The organism is Rhizobium sp. Root491, assembly GCF_001427205.1.
Lineage (GTDB): Bacteria > Pseudomonadota > Alphaproteobacteria > Rhizobiales > Rhizobiaceae > Agrobacterium > Agrobacterium tumefaciens.
This window is the reverse complement of sequence record NZ_LMFF01000017.1, coordinates 420,192-442,412: the sequence shown is the minus strand read 5'-3', so window position 1 is coordinate 442,412 and position 22,221 is coordinate 420,192. Positions and strand designations below refer to the sequence as shown.

At 58.3% G+C, this 22,221-nt stretch carries 24 protein-coding genes; 18 read left to right on the top strand and 6 right to left on the bottom strand.

The window, feature by feature from the left end:
* Window positions 1-86 precede the first annotated feature (86 nt).
* The 4 genes from ASD46_RS22140 to ASD46_RS22125 are packed head-to-tail and all read left to right on the top strand — an operon-like array spanning window position 87 to window position 4,807.
* On the top strand, window positions 87-1,151 hold the full coding sequence (locus tag ASD46_RS22140) for a LacI family DNA-binding transcriptional regulator (protein WP_060642681.1): 1,065 nt from the start codon (window positions 87-89) through the stop codon (window positions 1,149-1,151).
* The gene (locus ASD46_RS22135) at window positions 1,144-3,021 is read left to right on the top strand and encodes a DUF2264 domain-containing protein (RefSeq protein ID WP_041694624.1); all 1,878 of its coding nucleotides are present in this window, start codon (window positions 1,144-1,146) and stop codon (window positions 3,019-3,021) included. Before ASD46_RS22140 ends, ASD46_RS22135 begins: the two co-directional genes overlap by 8 nt.
* Window positions 3,018-4,034 carry a hydroxyacid dehydrogenase gene (locus tag ASD46_RS22130; protein ID WP_013761390.1) on the top strand — a complete coding sequence of 339 codons (1,017 nt, stop codon included), beginning with the start codon at window positions 3,018-3,020 and terminating at the stop codon, window positions 4,032-4,034. Before ASD46_RS22135 ends, ASD46_RS22130 begins: the two co-directional genes overlap by 4 nt.
* Window positions 4,031-4,807 carry a sugar phosphate isomerase/epimerase family protein gene (locus ASD46_RS22125; RefSeq protein ID WP_013761391.1) on the top strand — a complete coding sequence of 259 codons (777 nt, stop codon included), beginning with the start codon at window positions 4,031-4,033 and terminating at the stop codon, window positions 4,805-4,807. The genes ASD46_RS22130 and ASD46_RS22125 overlap by 4 nt, the downstream gene beginning before the upstream one ends.
* Window positions 4,808-5,021: 214 nt before the next feature.
* Here ASD46_RS22125 and ASD46_RS22120 read toward each other — a convergent pair whose 3' ends face one another.
* The 4 genes from ASD46_RS22120 to ASD46_RS22105 all read right to left on the bottom strand — a co-directional run bounded on the left by ASD46_RS22120 (window position 5,022) and on the right by ASD46_RS22105 (window position 9,304).
* The gene (locus ASD46_RS22120) at window positions 5,022-6,098 is read right to left on the bottom strand and encodes an ABC transporter ATP-binding protein (RefSeq protein WP_003517850.1); all 1,077 of its coding nucleotides are present in this window, start codon (window positions 6,096-6,098) and stop codon (window positions 5,022-5,024) included.
* Between the two features lie 88 nt (window positions 6,099-6,186).
* Entirely contained in the window at window positions 6,187-7,062 is an 876-nt protein-coding gene (locus ASD46_RS22115) for a carbohydrate ABC transporter permease (protein WP_013761392.1), read from the bottom strand.
* A complete protein-coding gene (locus ASD46_RS22110) occupies window positions 7,055-8,008 on the bottom strand; it encodes a carbohydrate ABC transporter permease (protein WP_003517854.1) in 954 nt (317 codons plus the stop codon). Before ASD46_RS22110 ends, ASD46_RS22115 begins: the two co-directional genes overlap by 8 nt.
* Window positions 8,009-8,014: 6 nt before the next feature.
* On the bottom strand, window positions 8,015-9,304 hold the full coding sequence (locus ASD46_RS22105) for an ABC transporter substrate-binding protein (protein ID WP_013761393.1): 1,290 nt from the start codon (window positions 9,302-9,304) through the stop codon (window positions 8,015-8,017).
* A gap of 119 nt (window positions 9,305-9,423) precedes the next feature.
* Between ASD46_RS22105 and ASD46_RS22100 the strand changes: the two genes are divergently transcribed.
* The 13 genes from ASD46_RS22100 (at window position 9,424) to ASD46_RS22045 (ending at window position 18,333) form a co-directional block, all read left to right on the top strand.
* Window positions 9,424-10,122 carry a TetR/AcrR family transcriptional regulator gene (locus tag ASD46_RS22100; protein WP_003517856.1) on the top strand — a complete coding sequence of 233 codons (699 nt, stop codon included), beginning with the start codon at window positions 9,424-9,426 and terminating at the stop codon, window positions 10,120-10,122.
* Between the two features lie 245 nt (window positions 10,123-10,367).
* Window positions 10,368-11,510 carry a Gfo/Idh/MocA family protein gene (locus tag ASD46_RS22095; protein ID WP_060642680.1) on the top strand — a complete coding sequence of 381 codons (1,143 nt, stop codon included), beginning with the start codon at window positions 10,368-10,370 and terminating at the stop codon, window positions 11,508-11,510.
* 10 nt (window positions 11,511-11,520) lie between these two features.
* Entirely contained in the window at window positions 11,521-12,684 is a 1,164-nt protein-coding gene (locus tag ASD46_RS22090; protein WP_060642679.1) for a dihydrodipicolinate synthase family protein, read from the top strand.
* A gap of 51 nt (window positions 12,685-12,735) precedes the next feature.
* Complete coding sequence (locus ASD46_RS22085; protein ID WP_013761396.1) at window positions 12,736-13,557, top strand: sugar phosphate isomerase/epimerase family protein; 822 nt, start codon at window positions 12,736-12,738, stop codon at window positions 13,555-13,557.
* A 20-nt stretch (window positions 13,558-13,577) separates the two neighbouring features.
* Window positions 13,578-14,813 carry a Gfo/Idh/MocA family protein gene (locus tag ASD46_RS22080; RefSeq protein ID WP_025595955.1) on the top strand — a complete coding sequence of 412 codons (1,236 nt, stop codon included), beginning with the start codon at window positions 13,578-13,580 and terminating at the stop codon, window positions 14,811-14,813.
* 479 nt (window positions 14,814-15,292) lie between these two features.
* Entirely contained in the window at window positions 15,293-15,502 is a 210-nt protein-coding gene (locus tag ASD46_RS22075; protein WP_003517872.1) for a cold-shock protein, read from the top strand.
* Between the two features lie 109 nt (window positions 15,503-15,611).
* Window positions 15,612-15,902 (top strand): hypothetical protein, encoded by a 291-nt coding sequence (locus ASD46_RS22070; protein ID WP_003517874.1) that lies wholly within the window; start codon window positions 15,612-15,614, stop codon window positions 15,900-15,902.
* Window positions 15,903-15,929: 27 nt separating this feature from the next.
* A complete protein-coding gene (rpsU, locus tag ASD46_RS22065; RefSeq protein ID WP_003517876.1) occupies window positions 15,930-16,166 on the top strand; it encodes a 30S ribosomal protein S21 in 237 nt (78 codons plus the stop codon).
* A 30-nt stretch (window positions 16,167-16,196) separates the two neighbouring features.
* Window positions 16,197-16,412 carry a hypothetical protein gene (locus ASD46_RS22060; protein WP_003517878.1) on the top strand — a complete coding sequence of 72 codons (216 nt, stop codon included), beginning with the start codon at window positions 16,197-16,199 and terminating at the stop codon, window positions 16,410-16,412.
* A gap of 147 nt (window positions 16,413-16,559) precedes the next feature.
* Window positions 16,560-16,844 carry a hypothetical protein gene (locus ASD46_RS22055; RefSeq protein ID WP_003517879.1) on the top strand — a complete coding sequence of 95 codons (285 nt, stop codon included), beginning with the start codon at window positions 16,560-16,562 and terminating at the stop codon, window positions 16,842-16,844.
* A 90-nt stretch (window positions 16,845-16,934) separates the two neighbouring features.
* Window positions 16,935-17,075 (top strand): hypothetical protein, encoded by a 141-nt coding sequence (locus ASD46_RS27530; protein WP_003517881.1) that lies wholly within the window; start codon window positions 16,935-16,937, stop codon window positions 17,073-17,075.
* Window positions 17,076-17,714: 639 nt separating this feature from the next.
* Window positions 17,715-18,008 (top strand): hypothetical protein, encoded by a 294-nt coding sequence (locus ASD46_RS22050; RefSeq protein ID WP_013761399.1) that lies wholly within the window; start codon window positions 17,715-17,717, stop codon window positions 18,006-18,008.
* A gap of 13 nt (window positions 18,009-18,021) precedes the next feature.
* Window positions 18,022-18,333: a hypothetical protein gene (locus tag ASD46_RS22045; RefSeq protein WP_060642678.1), complete on the top strand. Its 312-nt coding sequence runs from the start codon at window positions 18,022-18,024 to the stop codon at window positions 18,331-18,333.
* Between the two features lie 268 nt (window positions 18,334-18,601).
* On the opposite strand, the gene ASD46_RS22040 is transcribed toward ASD46_RS22045, so the two are convergent.
* A complete protein-coding gene (locus tag ASD46_RS22040) occupies window positions 18,602-19,699 on the bottom strand; it encodes an acyltransferase family protein (RefSeq protein ID WP_060642677.1) in 1,098 nt (365 codons plus the stop codon).
* A gap of 309 nt (window positions 19,700-20,008) precedes the next feature.
* On the opposite strand from ASD46_RS22040, the gene ASD46_RS22035 reads away from it, so the two are divergent.
* Window positions 20,009-20,245 (top strand): acyl carrier protein, encoded by a 237-nt coding sequence (locus ASD46_RS22035; RefSeq protein WP_003517889.1) that lies wholly within the window; start codon window positions 20,009-20,011, stop codon window positions 20,243-20,245.
* A gap of 16 nt (window positions 20,246-20,261) precedes the next feature.
* Here the strand turns inward: ASD46_RS22035 and ASD46_RS22030 are convergent, their stop codons facing one another.
* Window positions 20,262-22,220, bottom strand: a complete 1,959-nt coding sequence (locus tag ASD46_RS22030) for a MacB family efflux pump subunit (RefSeq protein WP_013761402.1) — start codon at window positions 22,218-22,220, stop codon at window positions 20,262-20,264.
* Window position 22,221: the final 1 nt, after the last annotated feature.

The window sequence follows — 22,221 nt, the reverse complement described above, 5'->3', positions numbered from 1 at the left end:
CTCACTTATCACTTAAATTCTTGCAAATTTTCATTATTTGCAATATTTGCATCATAATAGAATTTTTTGCAAGCGCAGGAGAAGACATGAACGATACGCCCGACATCAGCCGCCCGCGCCAGTCGGATATCGCCCAGCGTGCAGGGGTTTCCATCAGCACGGTCTCACGGGTTCTCGCCGGGGAAAAAGGCATCAGCGCATCGATCCAGACCAAGGTTCTGGGCGTGGCGGCGGAACTTGGTTATCCGCTGCGGCCAGTCACCAGCCAGACCGGCGGCATCTCGCTGGAGGGCAAGAAAATCCTCGCCCTCATGTCCGCCGAACGAGCGACCGGCGATATCGGCGCCTTTTATCACGATATTTTCGACATGCTGCGCAGCCTTGCCCAGACAGAGGGTTTCGAACTCGATATCCGGCTGCTGCACCAGAGGCAGATCGACGACGCCCTTACACAGCGGGTCTGCGAGGTCGATGGCCTTCTCGCCATTGGTCTTGACCCCGAAGAGGAGATCATCCACCGCATCACGCAGGGTGTGCTGCAACCGGTTCTCGTCAATAGCGCCGATCCCTCGATGATGCTGGATTGCGTCTCGCCCTCCAATTTTTACGGCGGGGCGATGGCCGCGCGGCGGCTGCTGGAACTGGGGCACCGCAAGGTCGCCTATATCGGTCCGCAACACCGTCACACTATAAGAGAGCGCATGCGGGGCTTTCGGCAGGTTATCATCGAGGAAGAGGGTGCCACCTATGAGGAGTTTCTGCTTTCCACGGCGGATAGTGGCTTCGGGCAGGCCGGTGATGCGGTTCGTCAGCTGCTGGCCAAAAACCCCGATCTGACTGGCATTTTCTGCATGAACGATGCGATCGCGCTCGGAGCGCTGGGAGCAGCACAAGAGCTTGACCTCGGGGTACCGGACGATCTTTCCATCATCGGCTTCGACGACCTGCCCTTCGCCGAACTTTCCACTCCCCGGCTCAGCACAATCCGGGTAGACCGACGCGAGATTGCCCGCGAGGCGGTGGAGCTGATGCGCCGCCGGCTGGCGGAGCCATCGGCCAATGCCCGGCAGGTTCAGCTGGGTGTACAGCTTGTGGAAGGACAGACCGCGGGTCGAGCAAAAAAGACGGGAAAGGCGGCGCGCGATGCATAAGCCAGCAAACCATGATCCAATGACCCGCTTCAATCCGCTTTACGGCAATCCACTCAAGACCCGCGCCGACGTCAGACGGGCATTGGACGACAGCTTCGCACCGCTGCTTCCCTATTTCTCAGAGAGCGGCGCAAGAGTGACGTTAAGCGGCACCGCCGCGCATTTCGACCGGGCAGCGGCCGATCTGGAAGGATTTGCGCGACCACTCTGGGGCATCGCGCCGCTTGCGCTCAGCGGCGATGCCTTCGCCCATTGGCCGCTTCTGGCCAGAGGCATCGCCAATGGCACCGATCCCGCCCATGCCGATTACTGGGGCGATGTGCGGCAGAAGGATCAGCGGCTGGTGGAGCTGGCCGCCCTCGGCTTTGCGCTTCGGCTTGCGCCGCAACATCTGTGGGAACCCTTGTCCGAAGAGCAAAAGGCGAATGTGCGCCATTATCTTCTGGCGGCGCGCGAGCGCATCTATGCCGACAATAACTGGAAGTTTTTCCGGGTGATGGTCGATGCGGCGCTCGATCATCTCGGTATCGAATTCGACCGGAGCCTCACCGAAACATATCTGAAAGAGCTGGACGGATTTTACATCGCCGACGGCTGGTATCGCGACGGCAACTATCGCCGCATCGACCACTACATCGCGTTCGCCATGCATTTTTACGGGCTGATCTACGCGAAAATCAGCAAACCGGATGATGCATACGCCGAACGTTACCGGGAACGTGCCCGCCTGTTTGCCGGGGATTTCGCAAGCTGGTTCGATGAGGATGGTGGCGCGCTGGCCTTTGGCCGCTCCATGACCTACCGTTTCGCCTGCGGCGGCTTCTGGGGTGCCCTCGCCTTCGCGGATGAGGAAGCGATGCCCTGGGGGGAGATCAAGGGGCTTTATCTGAAACATCTGCGCTGGTGGGCGGGAAAGCCGATTGCCGACCGCGACGGCGTGCTTTCCATCGGTTACTCCTATCCGCAACTGACCATGTCGGAAAGCTATAATTCGGCGGGTTCGCCCTATTGGGCCTTCAAGGCTTTCCTGCCGCTCGCCTTGCCGGAAAGCCACCCCTTCTGGCAGGCGGAGGAAAAGCTGCCAGACACATCCACAAAACCACGGCCGCTCGTTCATCCCGGCATGGTGATGATGCGCAGTAAGAGTAACGTCACGGCGCTGACGAGTGGGCAGGAAAACCTGTCCATGCGCGGCGGGCCGGAGAAATACGCCAAATTCGCCTATTCCTCGCGTTACGCTTTCGGCGTGGAAGTGGACGAGCGCGGTTTCAAGACCAATGGTTTCGACAATATGCTGGCCTTTTCCGAAGATGGCCGCCACTACCGGGTGCGCGAAACCAACCGCACTGTGCTCTCGGCTGGCACCAATCTTCGAGCGACTTGGAACCCATTCCCCGATGTCGAGGTCGAAACGACGCTGGTTGCCGCGGGAGAGTGGCATATCCGGTTGCACCGGATTACTTCCGCGCGGCCACTTTTGGTCACCGAAGGCGGCTTTGCGATAAACCGCAACGATGGCGACCGCGATGCGGTGACCGAAGACAGCGGCCGGGCAACGGCCGATTGCGGCACCGACATATCCGCCATCATCGATCTCGGCTCCAGCGCATCCCGCCAGGGCGTGGCGTTGAAGGCGCTGCCCAATACCAATCTCATCAATGCCAAAACCACGGTGCCGCAATTGCGGGGCGACATTCCAGCGGGCAAAACCCTGCTCGCCTGCGCCGTCTTTGTGGGACTGGCGGGACCTGAAAGCGAAACAGCTTTGGCGACAGTTCCCGCACTTCCGGACATGGAAGCGCTTGACCGCCTGTTTGTTGAGCGCGGTGTTCCCGTAAGCAGTATGGCGGCGGCGGGAGAACCGCAATGATGAGCCCGCGTCCGCGTCTCAGCCTTGCCATGGACCCGGAGCGGACGCAGCATGTGCTGACGCCACAGGCGCTTGACAAGCTGTCGCAGAGCGTCGACATCCTCGATACCCGGCCGGTCTGCGATTTTCACGACCCAGCTGTGACTGCCCAGTTGGAGAGAACAGATATTCTTCTGACTGGCTGGGGTTGTCCCGAGATCGACATGCGGGAACTGGCAATGATGCCGAACCTTCGGTTGATTTCGCATGCCGCCGGGACGGTGAAATACTTCCTGTCCCAGGCGGTTTTTGAACGAAACGTTACGGTGTGCAGCGCGGCCGAGGCGAATGCGCAGCCGGTCGCGGAGTTTACGCTGGCAATGATCCTGCTTTCCGGCAAGCGTACCTTCGGTTTCCGGCGCATCTACGGAGAGGATCGCGCACGGCGAAACGTCGACCGCCTGCAGTCGCAGGTCATCGGCAATCTCGGCCTGACCGTCGGCATTGTCGGGGCGTCACGCATCGGACGTCGGGTCATCAATCTGCTGCAGCCCTTCGATCTCGATCTCATCCTTTTCGACCCGTTTTTAAGCGCGGTGGAGGCACAAAAGCTCGGTGTGCGTCTCGTATCGCTCCGCGAGCTCATGGCGGTAAGCGACGTCATTTCCCTGCACGCGCCATCCCTGCCGCAAACCCGGCACATGATCGGCGCCGATGCGCTTGCCCTGATGAAGGACGGAGCGACCTTAATCAACACTGCCCGCGGCGCGCTAGTGCACGAAGACGCCCTGCTGGCGGAACTGAAAACCGGACGCATAGAGGCCGTCATCGACGTGACCGATCCGGAAGTGCCGTCACCGGATTCGCCCTTTTACAGCCTTCCGAACGTGTTCCTGACGCCGCATATCGCCGGTGCCGTCGGCCTTGAACGCGCCCGGCTCGGCGACATGGCGATTGCCGAGATCGAACGCTTCTGCCGCGCAGAACCATTGCAACAGCAGGTACGTCCGGAACATCTGGAACTGATCGCATGAGAATTTTCGAGCCAGGCCTCTGCTCTGTCACCTTCAGGTCCATGACGCCCCAGGCCGTGATTGACCTTGCCGTTGCAAATGGCATCAAGGCGATAGAATGGGGTGCCGATATCCATGTGCCACCTGGCGACTTAGAAAATGCAAGGAATGTGGCGGCGCGTACGGTGAAAGCCGGTCTTAGCGTCTCTTCCTACGGATCCTACATTTTCTCGCCGGATTTTGCGCCGGAGGATGTGACCGCAGTTCTGGAAACCGCGAAAGCGCTCGGCACCGGCCATATCCGCATCTGGCCCGGCATCCGCAAACGCCCATCCGCGGATTATTCACCAGAGGAACGCCGTGCGGCGACCGACGCGTTGGCGGCACTTGCCCGGCGGGCAGACGACTACGGAATGACAATCGGCCTTGAATATCACCCCAATTCGCTGACCGACACGCTGCCCTCGGCTTTGCAGCTCATGCAGGATTTGCCGATGCCTAACCTGTTCTTTTACTGGCAGCCAGCCCCAGGTCTACCGCTGGATGACGCCCTTGCGGAAATATCCGCGCTCGGCTCGCGCATCTGCCACCTGCACGTCTTCGCGTGGCTCACCGATGCCAGCCGCCTGCCGCTCGGCGAGCGCGCGGACTATTGGCGGGCTTGCGTTGATGCCTTGCCAGCAAGCGACTGGATAGAACCGGCTTATGCGATGCTGGAGTTCGTCAAAGGTGACAACGTCGCCCAGCTCTCGGAAGATGCGGCGGTGCTGAGCGAGATTCTCGCCCGCTCTTAGAACCGCTTGTTTTTTATCGAAAACCGACGCGGCGGACTAAAATTCGCTATCCATCACAACCGCCCACTGCCCTCATCCCTGTATCCCCTACAGGGATCCAGCCAGCCCAAGTCTTTGGGCTGATTGATTTCCTCGCCGCGCAGACGCGTCAGCTGGACTTCTGTGACAAGCACAGGAATAAGGGAAGGTCTGTTCCTCCCCCCGGTTTTTCCTCTTATATTCGCCGCCCATCCGCCCCGAACAGATGCGTCTTCGCCAGATCAAACGCAAAGGGAATGGTCTCGCCGATGCGGATATGGCGCTGGCCGTCCAGCAGCAGGGTGGCGGGCTGGCCATCTGGGGTGCTGGTATAAACCACCGTCGAGCCGCCGAGATGTTCAACGAGCTGGATGGACGCATCGCCAAGCGAGGCCGATTGCGCCTGTGGGTTTACGTGTTCGGGACGAATGCCGAAAGTGAGCGGCTCGCCTTCCTCAGCCGCGACCGGCTTTTCGAGCAGAATGCGCTGGCCGGCGACCTCGATGGTACGGTTGGAGCTGTCGCCTGAAGCCACTTTCGCGGAAAGGAAGTTCATCTTTGGCGAACCGATGAAACCCGCCACAAACTGGTTGGCCGGATTGTTGTAGAGATCAAGCGGGCGGCCGACCTGCATGATGCGGCCGTCACGCAGGACCACGATCTTGTCGGCCATGGTCATGGCCTCCACCTGGTCATGCGTCACATAGATCATGGTGCTGCCGAGCGTCTGGTGCAGCTTGGCAATTTCGACACGCATCTGCACGCGCAGTTCCGCATCGAGGTTGGACAGGGGTTCATCGAACAGAAAGATTTTCGGCTCGCGGACGATAGCCCGACCGATGGCGACACGCTGGCGCTGGCCGCCAGAAAGCGCCTTCGGCTTGCGCTGTAACAACGGACCGATCTGCAGGATATCGGCAGCTTTCTGCACCCGCGCCTCGACTTCCGGTTTCTTGTAACCCGCCGTCTCCAGCCCGAAAGCGAGGTTCTTGTAAACGCTCATATGCGGATAAAGCGCATAGGACTGGAACACCATGGCGATACCGCGCTTGGAAGCGGCTGTTTCGTTGACCCTTTCGCCATCGATGCGAAGATCACCCTCGGAGATTTCCTCCAGACCGGCGATCATGCGCAGAAGCGTAGATTTGCCGCAGCCCGAGGGGCCGACGAAAACGGTGAACTCGCCCGGCTCGATCTTGAGATCGATGCCGTGGACGACCGGAAAGGCGCCGAACCGCTTGACGATTTTTTCCAGAGTAATGCTGCTTGCCATGCTGTTTCTCCCGACCGTCGCGCTGCAGACAAGGCAGCCGCGACGGTGTTGATGTTCTGCAATTCGTTTTCGGTCCCGTTTCGTCCGTTCAGCGTTTCATTCCGGTGGTAGCGATGCCTTCAATCAGCAGCCGCTGGAAGAACAGGAAGAACAGGAAGACCGGTACCAGCGACAGGTTGGACATGGCGAAAAGCGACGTCCAATCCGAGCTGCCGGTGGAATCCACGAAGGATCTGAGGCCGAGCTGCACGGTGTAGGTGTTGATGTCGTTCAGATAGATCAACGGACCGAAGAAATCGTCCCAGGTCCAGATGAAGGAAAAGATCGCGGCCGTTGCCAGAACCGGCAGAGAGAGGGGCAGCATGATCTTCCAGTAGATGCGGAAGGGCGAGCAACCGTCCATCACCGCTGCCTCATCCAGCTCACGCGGAATACCCCGGAAGAACTGCACCATCAGGAAGATGAAGAAGGCGTCGGTTGCCAGATATTTCGGCACGATCAGCGGCAGCGACGTATTCACCCAACCCATTTCCAGAAACAGGATATATTGCGGGATGAGCACAACGTGATAGGGCAGCATCAAGGTGCCGAGCATCAGCGCGAACCAGAAATTGCGCCCACCGAACCGCAGGCGGGCGAAAGCGAAGGCGGCAAGTGAGCAGCCAACGACGTTGCCGATGGTGGCGAGCACCGAGATGAAGAACGAGTTCCAGAAGAATTGCCCGAAACTGACCTGAAGCCCGGTCCAGCCGCGAATATAGCCGCCGAAATCAACCGACGAAGGAATGAGCGAGGAGGAACCGAACAGCTCGTCCTGCGGGCGGAACGAACCCGAAATCATCCACAGGATCGGATAAAGCATCGCAAAGGAGGCAAGGATCAGCGCCGCATGCAGCAAAACCGACATTAGCGGTGAGCGTTGCGGGCCTTGTCCCGGCCGGGGAGCGGTAACAGCGTCAGTCATCGTAATGCACCCAGTATTTCGCGCTGAGGAACGAGAAGGCCGTGAACAGCGCGATGATGATCACAAGAATCCAGGCAAGCGCCGAGGCATATCCCATGCGGAAGAAACCGAAGGCTTCCTGATAGAGATAGAGCGTGTAGAACAGCGTCGAGTTGATCGGCCCGCCCGTGCCTTCGGAAATGATGAAGGCGGGCGTGAAGGCCTTGAAGGCATCGATCGTCTGGATCACGGCGTTGAAGAAGATCACCGGCGTCAACAGCGGCAGCGTAATGCGGAAGAACTGCCGCATCTTGCTCGCGCCGTCGATATCGGCGGCCTCGTACATATCCTGCGGGATTTGCCGGAGCCCTGCGAGAAAGATGATCATTGGCGAGCCGAACTGCCAGACGGACAGGATCACCAGCGTGTAGAGCGAGTAGTCCGGATTGGAAATCCAACTCGGCCCCTCATAACCGAAAACCTGCCACAGGACCATGTTGACGAGGCCATCGGACGCGAAAAGCTGCCGCCAGAGAACAGCGATCGCCACGCTGGAACCGAGCAGCGACGGCAGATAGAAGATCGCCCTGTAAAGCGTGAGCCCCTTTATGCCGCGATTGAAGGCGAGCGCCACCAGCAGTGCAAAGATCAGCTTCAACGGCACCGAAAGCAGCACATAGGTAAAGGTGACCTGCATGGCGGCGGCGAATTTAGGGTCGGCAGTGGCGATGCGCACATAATTGGCCGCCCCCACCCAGTCCGGGGATTGAAGCAGGTCATAATTGGTGAAGGACAGATAAAGCGACACCAGCGCAGGCCCGAGGGTGAGACCGAAGAAACCGATCAGCCACGGCAGGAGAAACAGGTACGCGTGAACGTTGCGGTCCAAAAGCCGCTTCACGCCTGCCCGCTTCGGGAGAGCCGCGCCACGGCTCTCCTCCACGAGAGTTTCAGATCGAAAGGCCATCTGCCATCACTTCCGTTTAATGACGGTTTCGGATTCCTTGACGAGCCGGTCACCACCCTCAGCCGCCGAAATCTTGCCAAAGCCGATCTCTTCCGCTGTACGTTTCAGGACGAAGGCGAATTCGCCTGCGCCCGGAGGGGGTGCCGGCGGCAGATCGCCAACGCCGGGGGTAATCTCGGCAATATATTCCACCATGCTCTTGCTGACGGCATCGAGCTTGGCGGTCAGCGCGTTACGCATCGATTCCGATGCCGGAACGCCGCGCTCTACACCCAGAACATCGACGCCCTGTGGTTCGGCAACGAGGAAGTTGATGAAACCGACCGCTTGCTCGATGCCGGCACTGCCATTGGCGACGCTGATGAGCATGGATGGTTTCAGGTAGTGACCGGAAGGACCATCCTTCTTGCTTTTCGGATAGGAGGTCATCGCCAGCTTGGCTTTGTTGAGTGCCTGATAACCGACAAACTGGTTGGAATGGGCAAATGCCGTTGCCGCCTTGCCCGTCGTCAGCGCGTTGGTTTCAATATTCAACTGGTCGAGCGCCTGAATATCGGCCGGCACGCATGCACCGCTCTTGCGCAAATCCGCCCACATGGTGAACCATTTGGTCGCGTCGGTCGGATCAAAACCGATACCGCCATCCTGTGTGTAGAGTGATTTGCCGTTCTGACGCAGCCAGTTCTCGAAGCTCGGCTCGACGCCGCTGGCATCGGCCGTGGCGTAATAGCCGGGCTTGGGCTTGTTCTTGCTGAGCTTGGCGGCGTTTTCGGCAAACTCTTCCCAGGTCTGCCCGATCGCTGGCGGGGTCGCGCCGGATTTTTCCCAGGCCGCCTTGTCGAAGAAGACAGCGCTGGAATTCACGCCAAGATTAACCCCGTAAAGCTTGCCGTCGACCCGACCGGAGTCGATGTTCATCTTGCCGAAATCTTCTATCTTCAGGCCCTTGCCAATATAGTCATCAAGGGGAGCAAGGGCGCCGCGCCGGCCATATTCGAAGATGTAGCGATAATCCATCTGGATCAGATCAGGCGCGTTGCGGCCTGCCACCTGCGTGGCAAGGCGTGGCCAGTAGTCGCTCCAGCCGGCAAATTCCCCGGCAATATCGAGATCCGGCTTGATTTGCTTATATGCGGCGATCGCCTTGTTGGTGCGATCCGCACGCTCCTGCGATCCCCACCACAACATACGCAGCCGCGCGGCCTGAGCCTGCGCCGAACCACCTCCCAATGTTGCGAGTGAAAGGGCCGCGAGCCCTGCTGAAAGCACACTTCTCCTGTGAAGCATCACGGGCATTGGCAACTCCTCCCTAATTGACTGCCAAATTGATGATGGCGGTAAACGACTATTGCCGTTTTATAACTAATTGGTTACATGGGAACACCGATCGCCAACATTGTCAAGCGGGTGCTAAGATGGACGAAACGACGAAAAACCAGCTGCCCGATCCGGCCGTCGAGGAAACGCCTGCCCCCAAGCGCAAACGCGGGGCGGCACAGGTGCGAAACCCGGAGAGAACACGCGCCGCCATTCTTGAAGCCGCCCGCCGCGAGGTGGCCGCGAAGGGCCTGGCGGGCGCGAGAATCGATGTCGTGGCGCGGCGTGCCGGCACCAACAAGCGGATGATCTACCATTATTTTGGCGACAAGGACGCGCTTTATCTCGCCGTTCTGGAGGACGCCTATCGCCACATCCGCCACACCGAACGGCGGCTGGACCTGACCCGCAAGGCGCCTTCGGAAGGCTTGCGGGAACTTGCGCTTTTCACCTGGCATTATTTTCTGGATCACCCGGAATTTCTTAGCATTCTCGCAACAGAAAACCTCAACAAAGCCCGGTATCTCAGGCAATCCGCTACGATTGCGGCGATGCATTCGAACTTCATTTCCGAGCTTGAGGACGTGCTGCGGCGCGGCCGCGATACTGGCGAATTCCGTGACGGTCTCGATCCGATCGACGTCTATCTGACGATCGCCTCGCTCGGCGCCTTTTATCTTTCGAACCGATTCACGCTATCGACGATCTTCCAGCGCGACCTGACCGACCCCGCCGAACTTGAACGCTGGGGCCAGCATATCGTCGATACCCTGCTTGCTGCGGTGCGGCCGGTCTGAGCCGTAAAAACCGAATTTCCCTTTAACAACAGCGACGACGCGCCATTCGCATCCGCGAAGCGCGTCTTTTCCTTTTGCGGCGCGGCACAAACCCGTGATTTCTGCCGCCGCAAGTGCATGTGAATTTCCTGCCAAAAACGCCTTGACAGATCGCATCCTTCACGACCACAAATAACCAAATGGTTACAAATTGCCATGTTTGACGGAAGCGGCTTTCGGGAAAAGGCCGCCTTGGGAGGAAATTCATGAAACGTATCGGCGTCATCATGCACGGCATCACCGGCCGCATGGGTTACAACCAGCACCTCGTGCGCTCCGTTCTCGCCATTCGCGATCAGGGCGGCGTGGTTTTGAAGAGCGGCGAAAAGGTCATGCTCGACCCCATTCTGGTCGGCCGAAACGGTGCGAAAATCGAGGAAATCGCTAAAAAGCACAATGTCGCGCGCTGGACGACCGACATCGACGCCGCCCTTGCGAACCCGGATGACACGCTTTTCTTCGACGCCGGCACGACGCAGATGCGTGGCAGCCTGCTCGAAAAAGCCATCAAGGCGGGCAAGAACGTCTATTGCGAAAAGCCGATTTCCGACAGCGTGGCAGAGGCGCTGGCAATTGCCAGACTGGCCGAAAGCGCCGGTATCAAACACGGCGTGGTGCAGGACAAGCTGTTCCTGCCCGGCCTTCGCAAGCTGGCGATGCTGCGTGACAGCGGCTTTTTCGGCAAGATCCTCTCGGTGCGCGGCGAGTTCGGCTATTGGGTTTTCGAAGGCGATTGGCAGCCGGCGCAGCGTCCTTCGTGGAATTACCGACTGAAGGATGGCGGCGGTATCATCCTCGATATGCTGTGCCACTGGCGTTATGTGCTCGATAATCTATTCGGACCGGTGAAATCCGTAAGTTGCCTCGGCGCCACCCATATCCGCGAGCGTTTCGATGAACAGGGCCACGCCTATGCGGCGGATGCCGACGATGCCGCCTACGCCACTTTCGAGTTGGAAGGCGGCGCCATCGCCCATATCAACTCTTCCTGGGCGGTGCGTGTGCGCCGCGACGATCTCGTCACGTTTCAGGTTGATGGCACGCATGGTTCGGCCGTGGCGGGTCTCACCAAATGCTGGACCCAGCACCGCACCAATACGCCGAAACCAGTGTGGAACCCTGACCAGCCCCAGACCATCGATTTCTACAAGACCTGGCAGGAAGTGCCTGACAACGTCACTTATGACAACGGTTTCAAGGCGCAGTGGGAAATGTTCGTGCGTCACCTCGTCGACAACGACCCATGGCCCTATGGGCTGATGGAGGGCGTGAAGGGCGTGCAATTGGCCGAACTGGGGCTGAGATCATGGAAGGAACGCCGCTGGCTCGACGTTCCCGCACTTTCCTGAGGAGGCGACAGTGAGCGAACTCAAGCTTCCAAAGGACGACCGCAGCATCGAGGTCTACAGGCTATCAGGCGCGCCGGTCGCCATCGAGAAACGAAGTGCGGCGGATTTCAATCGAGTCGCCTTCGCTGCCGCCCATGTGGTGGCCGATCCCCTCGCCGACAACGATCCATGGTTGACGCCCGCCATCGACTGGGACGCTACCCTGCGCTTCCGTCACCGCCTTTGGGACCTCGGCCTGGGTGTTGCGGAGGCCATGGATACGGCCCAGCGCGGCATGGGATTGGCGTGGCCGCAGGCGCAGGAACTGATCTCCCGTTCGCTGAAGGAAGCGGCCACCCGCAAGGATGCGCTGATCGCCTGCGGCGTCGGCACGGATCATCTTGACGGCGGCGGATATGACCTGAAGCAGATTATCGACTCCTACCTGGAACAGCTTGATTTTGTTCAGGGAGAAGGCGGGCGCGTGATCCTGATGGCAAGCCGGGCGCTCACCGCTGCCGCCCGCTCCCCGGACGATTATCTCGAGGCCTATGCCAAGGTTCTTTCCCGTGCCGAGAACAAGGTGGTTATCCACTGGCTGGGAGAAATGTTCGATCCTGCGCTTGAGGGCTACTGGGGTGCCCGCGACCATATGGCGGCGATGGACACCTGCCTTGCCATGATCGAGGAGAATGCAGACAAGATCGACGGCATCAAGATTTCGCTTCTGTCCAAGGAAAAGGAAATCGTCATGCGCCGCCGCCTGCCCGCTGGTGTTCGCATGTATACCGGCGACGACTTCAATTATGCCGAGCTGATCGCCGGTGACGAAAAAGGTCATTCTGACGCGTTGCTCGGCATTTTCGATGCCATTGCTCCGGCTGCATCCAAGGCGCTCGCCAGCCTGAAGCGCGGTGCGGATAATGAATTCTTCGACATTCTGGAGCCAACGGTGGCGCTTTCACGCCATATCTTCAAGGCGCCGACCCGCTTTTACAAAACCGGCGTGGTGTTTCTCGCCTATCTCAACGGCTTGCAGGACCATTTCACCATGGTTGGCGGGCAGGAAAGCGCCCGCTCCACGCGGCATTTCGCCGAGCTTTTCCGGCTGGCGGACAAGGCCAATGTGCTTGCCGAACCGGATGTGGCGACGCATCGCATGAAGCAGTTTCTGGCTTTCAGAGGCATTGGTTAAGCGCGAGAGCGAAGGTGGCTGGAGGCCTTCGCAAAAGGGAGGAGTACCGTTATGGGCGTTGAGGGCCTTTCAATAAATTTTGCCACCGTGCGGCAGGGACGTTCCTTCGGGGCGATCGTGGATGCATGCCTTGCGCATGGCATCACCACCATTTCGCCCTGGCGCGAGCAGGTTCACGCTGCAGGCCTTGCTGAAGCAGCACGCATTGTCGAGCAGAACGGCCTTCGTCTCAGCGGCCATTGCCGGGGCGGCTTTTTCCCCGCCCCCGATGCAGAAGGCCGCAGCCGCGCCATTGAGGACAATAAACGCGCCGTGGACGAAGCCGCCGCCATGAAGGCAGATTGCCTGGTGCTTGTCGTGGGCGGCCTGCCCGCCGGTTCTCGAGACTTGAAGGGTGCACGACAAATGGTGGAGGACGGCATGGCCGAACTTCTTCCCTATGCGAGGGCAGCCGGCGTGCCGCTCGCCATTGAACCGTTGCACCCCTTTTATGCCGCCGACCGCGCCTGCTTCAACACTTTGAAACAGTCGCTCGACCTCTGCGACCGGCTAGGCGCCGGAACCGGTGTGGCCATCGACGTCTATCACGTCTGGTGGGACCCGGAGCTGGAGGAACAGGTGGCGCGCGCAGGGCGAAACGGGCAGATACTGGCACACCATATCTGCGACTGGCTGGTGCCGACCACCGATCCGCTCAACGATCGCGGCATGATGGGCGATGGCGTGATTGACCTGAAGGCATTTCGCGCCATGATCGAGGCCGCCGGCTTTTCCGGTCCGCAGGAAGTCGAGATTTTTTCGCATCGTTGGCAGGCACGCCCGGTGGACGAGGTTCTGTCCACCGTCGTCGAGCGTTTTAAAACCGTTTGTTGATTGGGTTCGGGAGTAAGGAAATGCCTGAAAGGGTGAAACGCAAACGTTATGCACTGGTCGGCACCGGCAATCGTGGCACCACCATGTGGGGGCGCGAACTTCTGGCCGGGTGGAGCGACTATGTCGAACTGGTCGGCATTTGCGACCTGAACCTGATGCGCGCAGAACGGGCCCGCGCCATGATGGGGTCGGCCGCTCCGCTTTACGACGACTTCGACCGGATGATGGCCGAGCAACGCCCGGAACTGGTAATCGTCTGCACGCCCGACGATACTCACGACGACATCATTATCCGCGCGCTCGAGGGCGGTGCCGATGTCATCAGCGAAAAACCCATGACCACCACCCCGGAAAAGATTGACCGCATCCGCGCGGCGGAGGCCAAAAGCGGCCGCCGTGTCGACGTTTCCTTCAATTATCGCTTTTCACCGACGGCGGCACGCATCAAGGAGCTGATCGACGACGGCGCGATCGGCACCGTTACCTCGGTAGATTTCCACTGGTATCTCGATAACCAGCACGGTGCGGATTATTTCCGCCGGTGGCACGCTTTCACCGAACATTCAGGCAGCTTGTTCGTCCACAAGGCGACGCACCACTTCGATCTTCTGAATTGGTATCTCGATTCCGACCCGGTGGAAGTGAAGGGCTTTGGGCAATTGCTGCATTATGGCAAGAACGGACCGTTCCGGGGAACGCGCTGTCGTACCTGCCCGCACAAGGACGAGTGCGATTATTTCATGGATCTCGGGGCCGACCCGTTCCTGGACGCGCTTTACGAGGACCCGTCGACTGTGGATGGCTATATGCGTGACGCCTGCGTCTTTCGCGAGGAGATCGACATCCCCGACACGATGAGTGCCTCGATTCGCTATGCGAACGGCGTGCAGGTCTCCTATTCGCTCAATACCTATATGCCGATCGAGGGACACCACATCGCGTTTAACGGCCATAAAGGACGCATCGAGATGCGCCAATATGAAAAACAGCCGTGGACTGAGCCCCCAGCCGACGAAATCCTGCTGGTGAAAAGTTTCGGTGGCGGTGTCGAGCGTATCTGGGTGCCGCATGAGCCGGGCGGCCATTATGGCGGCGACAATCGCATGCGCGACATGATCTTCAAGCCCGGTTCGAACGACCGGTTGCGGCAGCGGGCGGGTTCGCGCGCCGGCGCAATGTCCGTGCTCTGCGGCGTAGCCGCATTGAAAAGCGCCCGAGAGGGTGGTGCAGCGGCGGTGAAATCCCTGCCCATCTAGATATTTTCGGCCTGCGGTGCTTTCAACGTCGGTCCGCAGGCCGCAATTGCCAAAAAAGAACGGATAACATTCTGCAGATTACGCGCTTCCTCCATACCGGTAAAACGACGATCGGGGGAAGAAAGAGTTAATCATGTCCAGTTTCGAATCCTTCATTCCGCTCATCATCATCGGCACCAGCCTGATCCTTTTTTTCAAATGGGTGGGGCGCGATATGAACAGGGAAGAGAAAAAACCGAAATCGCGCCGCTGACGCAGGAAGAGACATCGGAACCGACAAGTGCAATCGCCAGATGGCGCATTTTTCCGCAGCGGCCCATTGCAAAATCAAAAATTGAGGCTATATTCGGCAAATCGACAATTGCTTGTGACGTCGCTCCTGGGACTCTACGTTCCCGTCGGATTTCCTCTCAAATAATCGATCTAATTCCGCAAGGTATCGCGGAAACCAACAACGATTACTACGAAAGGAAATCGTTATGAACACTGGTACTGTAAAGTGGTTCAACGCCACCAAGGGCTTCGGCTTCATTCAGCCTGACAACGGCGGCACGGACGTTTTCGTTCACATTTCGGCTGTTGAGCGCGCAGGTCTGCGTTCGCTGAACGACGGCCAGAAGATCACCTACGACATCGTGCAGGACCGCAAGTCCGGCAAGAGCTCCGCTGACAACCTTCGCGCAGCTTGATTTGTCATCGGCCCCGCTGGCTACGCATGTACCAGCAGTGGCGCTGAGTGATTGTGAGAGGTCGGGTTAAATCCCGGCCTTTTGTTTTTTTGGCCATGGGGAGGCTCTCATGCGCAAAAATCCTTATCGTTCCGGCGATGCTATCTTTCTGAAGGCGGGCGTACTTGGGGCCAACCAGCCCAAAGGTCCAGGCCGGGTCGTAACGGCTCTGCCAGAGACACAACAAGGTGCGGTTCGCTACAGGGTGCGTTTCCAGCACGAGAACTTCGAACGTAATATAGCGCTCGATGAAATCGATGTGGCTGCGTCTTCATCGCGGCCCGTGGAAATCGAAGGCTCGTCTTCGCGCGTTGCGGGATCGAGCTGGATCAATTCGAATACGATCAGAATCAAAAAATAGCAGCGATGGCTGCGTTAAGGAGATAAGTTGCAGGTACTCGTCAGGGATAACAATGTAGAGCAAGCCCTCCGCGTCTTGAAAAAGAGGATGCAGCGCGAGGGTATCTTCCGTGAGATGCGCGCACGGGAATCTTACGAAAAGCCGTCGGAAAAGCGTATCCGCGAAGAAGCCGAAGCTGTGCGCCGCCACCGCAAGATGGCGAAGAAAAAATTGCAGCGCGAGGGATTGCTTCCTGCTCCCAAAAAGGTTGCCCGCGCTCGATAACTGTCAATTCGCTCCGCAAAGGAGAATGCCATGACCGCGACTAAAGAGGCTGTTTTCAAACCCGGAAAGCTGTCCTCGCAGGACAAGGCATCCATAACGGACAAGGCGGCGAAACAGATCATAACCGCCGAATCCGACCAGCGCGCCAAGAAGACGGAACGGCTTCGCCAACTTCGCGAAGCTCAGGAGGCGGCAATCGCCGCCCCTCCACCCACCCGCACCAAAAAGTCATCCGGCAAGAAATAACCCGGTTGCACTTTTTGACGTCGCCTTTCCGAAAAACTTCTTGAACCTGATACGCAACAGGCGCACGCTTCGCCTGTCAGCAATCCGCTGAAGAGTGCTGGTGTTTGAGGGCAGAGTGTCCTCGCCCCCAAACGAAAGGAGGACGAGATGTCTTCCGACTTTTATTCATCAAGCCTTTCACGGAACCTCGTCCGCACCGGCGGTTTGGGTTACCGGGAAAACGCATCGCTTCGCCTGCTTCTCAGTGCCGCCGAAGAAACAGCAATGCGCCTGGATCAGGATCGCGGCGCATCCTCCGGCTTTGCGGCGTTTCCTGATTTTGGCCTCCAGCCCGACATGGTGCGGAGAACCTTCTACGCAGGGCGTATCCGCCTCTCCAAACCGACCCTTCCCTTCGGGAAACTTCCGCTTAACGGACTGCCTTTCCCCTGACGATGAAACCGCCCCGCAGCCTGCCTGCGGCGCGCGATCATGCCCCGGACCACACAATATCCAATATCTGTTCAATACCAGGAGGACACCATGGCCAAGGGTCAAGTACGCAGCAACAAAGAAGTCCGCAAACCGAAGAAGGACAAGACGAAAGCTCCGGCTGCGGCACCAGCTGCCGGCACGCAGGTCAAGTTCGCAAACTCCACAACTGCGGATGGCAAGAAGAAGTAGGATTGTTCCGGACAGCCCGCTCATAACAGCGCGACGCACCGGCACGAATTGCCAAACCGCGACCCGATTCGCTAAGGGTCGCGACAAATAAAACATGTAATGGAAATGCGGACTTGTTTTGGCCACATTGCTCTTCTATAAGGTTCATACAGCAACTGCTGGTGAGCGCAAAATATGTCGTTCGCAGTTGTTTCCGTCGCTTTAGACTTTTGACCACGGATGTACTGGCACTGGTGTTAATGGCGATATGAGGAAGGTCGGTGCAATATTGCCCCGGCCTTTTTTGTTGTCTGCTCTGGTGAGATAAAGAATGTCGCCGCACCGGTCACATACTCGTTAGGGGCTATGGAATTAACTTGCTTATTGCGCGCAAAGAGCGCACCCTTCCCCATCGGTACTTAAAGGGCGTTACCGCCGTCAGGCATCCTTGCCGTCTCAAGCCCCATTTGCACATGCCTCCCGTCTACAGCGCCCCGTGCGGAATTTCCCAGGGCGCGTTGAGGCACATGCCCCCCGAAAACCGGCAACGGTCATCGACCGCACCGGCGTATCGTTTCAAAGCGTTGGAGCGTCCCGTGCAGCCTTTTAAGGGCGCGCGCGAGGCTTCGGCTTTCTGAACCAGTAAGAAAAGAGGCCATCATGTCTTCTGCGCCCCGTAACTGCCTGATCTCCTCTCAAGATCTCGAAATGCTCCAATTGGTCCTCGAGAGCATCGGTTTTAATCACCTTTCCGACGATGATGACAAAAAGCTCCATAACAGAGCCGCCCGCAAGGTTATTGAATTATATCAGGATGGTTTGACCGATCCGGCAGACCTCACCGACGAAATGCGTTTCCTGTTCGGCGTGCAGAAACACGACCGCATCAAGCCGTGGAAGCCGCTCCCCCGATATGCAATCCAGGGCCTGCCACTGCTTTACCACCGCCATTGAGGGGAGAGAGCAGATGCGCGAATATATCATGGTCAGCACCGGCCTCTGGCTGGGGCTATTTCTGACCTGGTACCTCGTCACCATTTACGATACGGCGGATAGCGTCTTTACGGCGAACACCGTTCCGTCACTACCGCTGCTGCTGACATCGGCCGAATGCGAGACCCAGTTCGGCATTCTTTTTTCGATGACCGAAAAGCTTTTGAAGGCAGGCGGGCCGATAGTTCCCGACGACTTGCGAAAGAACATAGAGCATTGCATTTCTTCCGATGAGGCAAGCCGCTTGAAACTCAAAGACAATCAACTTATCCGGCTTTTTCCCTGAAGCGCCTCCCGAAACGGACGGTGTTCGCCAAAATCACTGGTAACAATAATGACTTGGCAAATGAGATATATCAGGAGAAACTGATTTAGCCGGACATCAGTCCGAGAGTTTGCGTCTGCGTGGAGGGTGAGTATGACGTATGACTGGAGCGGCCGCAGAATGCGCCGCATGCGTGCCGCGAAACTGACGATCATCAGTCTCGTCGCGGCCTTTGTTATCACGGCTCCAATCTTCGCGCATTACTGAAGCCTGCAGCGACAAGACGCGATCACACCGGTTGCCCGACCCCTGCCCGCTTTCTCAGGCGACTTTTGAGCCATGTCTGCACTGGCTGATCAAAATGGACCGTCAGGTACCATGACAGACACGTCGTCCCTATCAGGAAAGCGACACCAACCGGCAAAGCGATGTTTTCCCTATCAACGGCAGGCATCAGAAAATCCGTCCAGGCCAGCAGCGGAATATGCAGCACATAGACGGCGTAGGAAGCTGTGCCGAGAAACGTCGACAAGATTCCCACCCTGCGACCCGGCACTATCCTGCTGGCTACGAACAATACCGTCGGCCAGACGAGCAGAACCACCGCGAGATCAAAGAAGGGCCGAAGCTCACGCGAAATTGGCACGGCGAGGATGACGCAGACCAGCATAAGACAGAGGGCCGCCTGGATGGGCTTCAGCTCGGTTATGCGATTGCGGAAGCGGTAAACCAGCACGCCTGCGAAAAACGAGAAAAACACCCTTCCCATGCCGGAGTACATTTCGTGCCATCGAAACCCCGCATGCAACTTCCCAAACTCAGCAGCCGCCACGACAAGGACGCAGGCGCTGACAGCCAGCACCACGATTGTCTGTTTCGTAGTCGCCCGCACACCCCACCGGCCATAAACCGCATTCACCACCAGCTCGTTGAAAAGCGACCATGCCGGGCTCACCAGAAACAATGCGCCGTTCAATGTAAGCGTGAAGGGTGCCGGAACGAAAAGAAGCCCGGTCAACAACGCGATCGCCAGTTCGCCGGGATTTATGTGGCGATGAAGATCATCGATCGGCGTCGGCAGGCCCAACAGGTAGAGGCAGATGAAATAGGACGCCATCAACGCCAGCCCCAGCCCATACAATGGATAAAGTCGCGCAAGGCGCGCCTTCATGAAGAAGCCCGGCGTAATCGCCCCTTCGCGCAGTTTCATGCTGTAGGCATGCGCCAGCACAAAACCGCTCAAGGCGAAGAACAAATCGACGGCGAGATAGCTCGAAGCGTCGTCTCTCCCGAAAAACTGTTCGGCATGGCGATGCACGATGAAGAGCGCAGCTACGCCCCTTATGCCATCGAGCAATATGAAGCGTTCCGGGGAAGACTGGACCATGGGCGTTGATGCTCGACAGGACTGGATTATAATTACTTCACGAAAACGAGGTTTACAGCGCAGCGGTTCATCGCATCCAGTCAAAAACTGTTCAACGTCAAACATACCCCGAATTCTTATGGGCAATTCCCCATGAGCCACGCTCTTTCGCAGCCGTCAAAGGCATGCTACGTCCGAATGTCATCGATGCTTTGACCTTCTGACTCTGTGTACCACGCCTCGCAAAAACCGGTTTCGATTTTAGCAAGTGTCCTGGGCGCAAATTCAAACGGGTTGTTCGGCGGCAAACAACTTTCGCGGAGTCCCACCATGTCCACCATCGCCGACCGTATTAAAAAAATCATCGTTGACCAGCTTGGCGCAGATCCCGGCACGGTTGTCGATGACGCCAATTTTGTCGACGATCTCGGTGCCGATTCCCTCGAAGTGGTTCAGGTTGTCATGGAAATCGAGGAAGAATTCGGAGTGGAAATCCCCGATTCGGCCGCAAGCACAATCCTGACCGTTGGCGACGCCATCCGCTTCATCGAAAAAAACAAGGCTTGACCGGCAGCGGCGGATATCAACCCGCCGACAGGGCCGCAACAGGATCGAGGTTCGATGCGTTGCGGGCCGGCAGATAGCCGAAAACGACACCTATCAGTGTCGAGCAGACGAAGGCAGCAATGATCGACACCGTGGAGTAGACCATGGCGAAATTGCTGCTGAAGGCGGAGAAAAGCGCCCCGAAGCCGAAGCTGCCCAAAATTCCCAGCGTTCCGCCGATGATGCAGACGAGCACTGCCTCGATCAGGAACTGGCGCAGTATATCACTGCGCCGTGCGCCGACTGCCATGCGCACGCCGATTTCCGATACACGTTCTGAAACGGAAACGAGCATGATGTTCATCACCCCGATGCCGCCGACCAGAAGCGAAATCACCGCGATCGCCGCAACCAGCAGCGTCATGGTCTGCGTTGTACTGGTGATGGTCTGGCGAATATCGTCAGTGTTGAGAATGTAGAAATCCCGCGTTCCATGCCGCTGGGTGAGAAGAACCGTCACCGCCTGTTCGGCAATTGCGGCGTCAATATCGTCACTCACCTGCACCGTGATGCTGCGCAGCGACAGGCTGCCGAGAAAGCGTGACTGGACGGCAGTATAGGGCAGATAAAGTGAAAGGTTCTGGCTTGAACCGAAACCGCCCTGCTGCGCCTGCGTGATGCCGACGATGCGGGCCGGCACCTTGCCGATGAGGATGACCTGACCGATGGGGCTGCCGTCGAAATTCGCAAACAACGATTTGCGGGTGTTCTCATCAATCACCACCTCCTGGGCTTTCTGCACGACGCTTGCGGTATCGAAAAAGCGTCCTTGTGACAGCTTCGTGCCCTTGGCGACGAAATACCGCTCGCTGACACCATTCACAAGCGCATTAGCCTCCTTCGCGCCGAAACGCACCGTACTGGAGGTCGAGACCGTGGGCGTCACAGCCGCGACATAGGATTGTTTGGCAAGTGCCTCGGCGTCGGAGACTACCAGCGTGGTGATCTTGCCAGATCTTATGTCGCCAAAATCCTTGCCCGCGAAGATTTCCAGCGTGTTGGTGCCGAGGCTTGAGATGTTCTGCAGCACGCGCTGCTGTGACCCCTGCCCCAGCGCCACGACGCTGATGACCGAGGCGATGCCGATGATGATACCGAGCATGGTGAGAAAGCTGCGCAGCTTGTGCGCCTGCATCGACAGGAGCGCCATGCGCAATGCCTCCCGCAGCGAGGATACGAGACCAGCGAGACTGGAGGCCCCGCCGGAAACCATAGAGGGTTTGGCGTCATCCTTCCGAACCGGCGCGGCATCCGCCCTGCGGTCTGAAATTATGGCGCCGTCGCTGATTTCGATGATCCGTTCGGCACGTCGTGCAATTGACATATCGTGCGTGACGATAATGACAGTGCGCCCTTCGGCATGCAGCTCGTCGAGGATGCGCAACACCTCGTCGCCGCTCGCGCTGTCGAGCGCACCGGTCGGCTCGTCGGCAAGAATGATTTCGGCATCGTTCATAAGGGCGCGCGCGATGGAAACGCGTTGCTGCTGGCCGCCGGAAAGCTGGCCCGGACGATGATCGAGGCGGTCCGCCATGCCAAGGCGACCGAGCAACCTGGCGGCATCGCTCCTGCGATCGCTTTGTGACTTTCCGGCGTAGATCGCCGGAATTTCGACATTGCCGAGCGCTGTCAGTTCGACAAGCAGATGGTAACGCTGGAAAATAAAACCGAGGTTTTCTCGCCGCAATTGCGAAAGCTGGTCTGCATCGAGATTGCCCGTCTCCCGGCCCCTGATGCTGTAGCTCCCTGAGGTCGGCCGGTCGAGGCAACCGAGAATATTCATCAGCGTCGACTTGCCCGATCCGGAAGCGCCGACGATCGCCACCATCTCGCCGGCCTCGATGATGAGGTCGATATTCTTGAGTACGGTAATCGTACCTTCACCGGACGGATAATCCCGCCGCACGGATTTAAGGCAAATCAGAGGATCAGCCATT